The 3,184-nt window shown below is 51.5% G+C and carries 2 rRNA genes; both read right to left on the bottom strand.

Annotation, left to right across the window (positions count from 1 at the left end):
* Positions 1-6: 6 nt before the first annotated feature.
* A 5S ribosomal RNA gene (gene rrf, locus PSF42_RS20570) occupies positions 7-122 on the bottom strand.
* 140 nt (positions 123-262) lie between these two features.
* Positions 263-3,171, bottom strand: a 23S ribosomal RNA gene (locus PSF42_RS20575).
* Between the last annotated feature and the right edge of the window lie 13 nt (positions 3,172-3,184).

The following is a 3,184-nucleotide window of genomic DNA, read 5'->3' on the forward strand; positions in this document are numbered from 1 at the left end:
TTTAATGTCTGGCAGTTCCCTACTCTCACATGGGGAGACCCCACACTACCATCGGCGCTACGGCGTTTCACTGCTGAGTTCGGCATGGGGTCAGGTGGGACCACCGCGCTATTGCCGCCAGACAAATTCTGTTTGTTCCCGTTTAGCTTTTTATTCACTAAACCAAAACGTCAATCTCAAACAAGCTGTGTGTCCTTCACCTTTCGGCTTCTCACTCACTATCAAAAACAACCCAATCTCTCTAAAACACCTTCGGTGTTGTCAGGTTAAGCCTCACGGTTCATTAGTATTGGTTAGCTCAACATATCGCTATGCTTACACACCCAACCTATCAACGTCTTAGTCTTAAACGTTCCTTTAGGACCCTTAAAGGGTCAGGGAAGACTCATCTCAAGGCAAGTTTCCCGCTTAGATGCTTTCAGCGGTTATCTCTTCCGCACTTAGCTACCGGGCAATGCCATTGGCATGACAACCCGAACACCAGTGGTGCGTCCACTCCGGTCCTCTCGTACTAGGAGCAGCCCCTTTCAATCTTCCAACGCCCACGGCAGATAGGGACCGAACTGTCTCACGACGTTCTAAACCCAGCTCGCGTACCACTTTAAACGGCGAACAGCCGTACCCTTGGGACCTACTTCAGCCCCAGGATGTGATGAGCCGACATCGAGGTGCCAAACACCGCCGTCGATATGAACTCTTGGGCGGTATCAGCCTGTTATCCCCGGAGTACCTTTTATCCGTTGAGCGATGGCCCTTCCATTCAGAACCACCGGATCACTAAGACCTACTTTCGTACCTGCTCGAGCCGTCACTCTCGCAGTCAAGCTGGCTTATGCCTTTGCACTAACCGCATGATGTCCGACCATGCTTAGCCAACCTTCGTGCTCCTCCGTTACTCTTTGGGAGGAGACCGCCCCAGTCAAACTACCCACCAGACACTGTCCGCACCCCGGATAACGGGGCTACGTTAGAACATCAAACATTAAAGGGTGGTATTTCAAGGTTGGCTCCACGCAGACTGGCGTCCACGCTTCGAAGCCTCCCACCTATCCTACACATCAAGGCTCAATGTTCAGTGTCAAGCTATAGTAAAGGTTCACGGGGTCTTTCCGTCTTGCCGCGGGTACACTGCATCTTCACAGCGAGTTCAATTTCACTGAGTCTCGGGTGGAGACAGCCTGGCCATCATTACGCCATTCGTGCAGGTCGGAACTTACCCGACAAGGAATTTCGCTACCTTAGGACCGTTATAGTTACGGCCGCCGTTTACTGGGGCTTCGATCAAGAGCTTCTCCTTACGGATAACCCCATCAATTAACCTTCCAGCACCGGGCAGGCGTCACACCGTATACGTCCACTTTCGTGTTTGCACAGTGCTGTGTTTTTAATAAACAGTTGCAGCCAGCTGGTATCTGCGACTGGCTTCAGCTCCATCCGCAAGGGACTTCACCTAGCGCCAGCGTGCCTTCTCCCGAAGTTACGGCACCATTTTGCCTAGTTCCTTCACCCGAGTTCTCTCAAGCGCCTGAGTATTCTCTACCTGACCACCTGTGTCGGTTTGGGGTACGATTAATGATAATCTAGAGCTTAGAGGCTTTTCCTGGAAGCGGGGCATGAGCTACTTCATCACCGTAGTGACTCGTCATCGAACCTCAGCATATAGTGAACCGGATTTGCCTAATTCACCTGCCTACATTCTTAAACCGGGACAACCGTCGCCCGGATAGCCTAGCCTTCTCCGTCCCCCCATCGCAATTATCACCAGTACGGGAATATTAACCCGTTTCCCATCGACTACGCATTTCTGCCTCGCCTTAGGGGTCGACTCACCCTGCCCCGATTAACGTTGGACAGGAACCCTTGGTCTTCCGGCGTGCGGGTTTTTCACCCGCATTATCGTTACTTATGTCAGCATTCGCACTTCTGATACCTCCAGCATACCTCACAGTACACCTTCACAGGCTTACAGAACGCTCCCCTACCCAACAATATCTAAATATCGCTGCCGCAGCTTCGGTGCATAGTTTAGCCCCGTTACATCTTCCGCGCAGGCCGACTCGACCAGTGAGCTATTACGCTTTCTTTAAATGATGGCTGCTTCTAAGCCAACATCCTGGCTGTCTGAGCCTTCCCACTTCGTTTCCCACTTAACTATGACTTTGGGACCTTAGCTGGCGGTCTGGGTTGTTTCCCTCTTCACGACGAACGTTAGCACCCGCCGTGTGTCTCCCGTGATAACATTCTTCGGTATTCGTAGTTTGCATCGAGTTGGTAAGTCGGGATGACCCCCTAGTCGAAACAGTGCTCTACCCCCGAAGATGAGTTCACGAGGCGCTACCTAAATAGCTTTCGGGGAGAACCAGCTATCTCCCGGTTTGATTGGCCTTTCACCCCCAGCCACAAGTCATCCGCTAATTTTTCAACATTAGTCGGTTCGGTCCTCCAGTTAGTGTTACCCAACCTTCAACCTGCCCATGGCTAGATCACCGGGTTTCGGGTCTATACCCTGCAACTCATTCGCCCAGTTAAGACTCGGTTTCCCTACGGCTCCCCTATACGGTTAACCTTGCTACAGAATATAAGTCGCTGACCCATTATACAAAAGGTACGCAGTCACCCTGATAAATCAAGGCTCCCACTGCTTGTACGTACACGGTTTCAGGTTCTATTTCACTCCCCTCGCCGGGGTTCTTTTCGCCTTTCCCTCACGGTACTGGTTCACTATCGGTCAATCAGGAGTATTTAGCCTTGGAGGATGGTCCCCCCATATTCAGACAGGATAACACGTGTCCCGCCCTACTCGTCGAGTTCACAACACTAACACCTTCGGATACGGGGCTATCACCCTTTACTGCCGGACTTTCCAGACCGTTCTCCTGATGCTAATGCTGATTAAGACTCTGGGCTGCTCCCCGTTCGCTCGCCGCTACTAGGGGAATCTCGGTTGATTTCTTTTCCTCGGGGTACTGAGATGTTTCAGTTCCCCCGGTTCGCTTCGTTTGACTATGTATTCATCAAACGATAGTGCAACGAATTGCACTGGGTTTCCCCATTCGGAAATCGTCGGTTGTAACGGTTCATATCACCTTACCGACGCTTATCGCAGATTAGCACGTCCTTCATCGCCTCTGATTGCCTAGGCATCCACCGTGTACGCTTAGTCGCTTAACCTCACAACCCGAAA

It is taken from the genome of Providencia sp. PROV032 (assembly GCF_028484875.1).
Classification (GTDB): domain Bacteria; phylum Pseudomonadota; class Gammaproteobacteria; order Enterobacterales; family Enterobacteriaceae; genus Providencia; species Providencia rettgeri_E.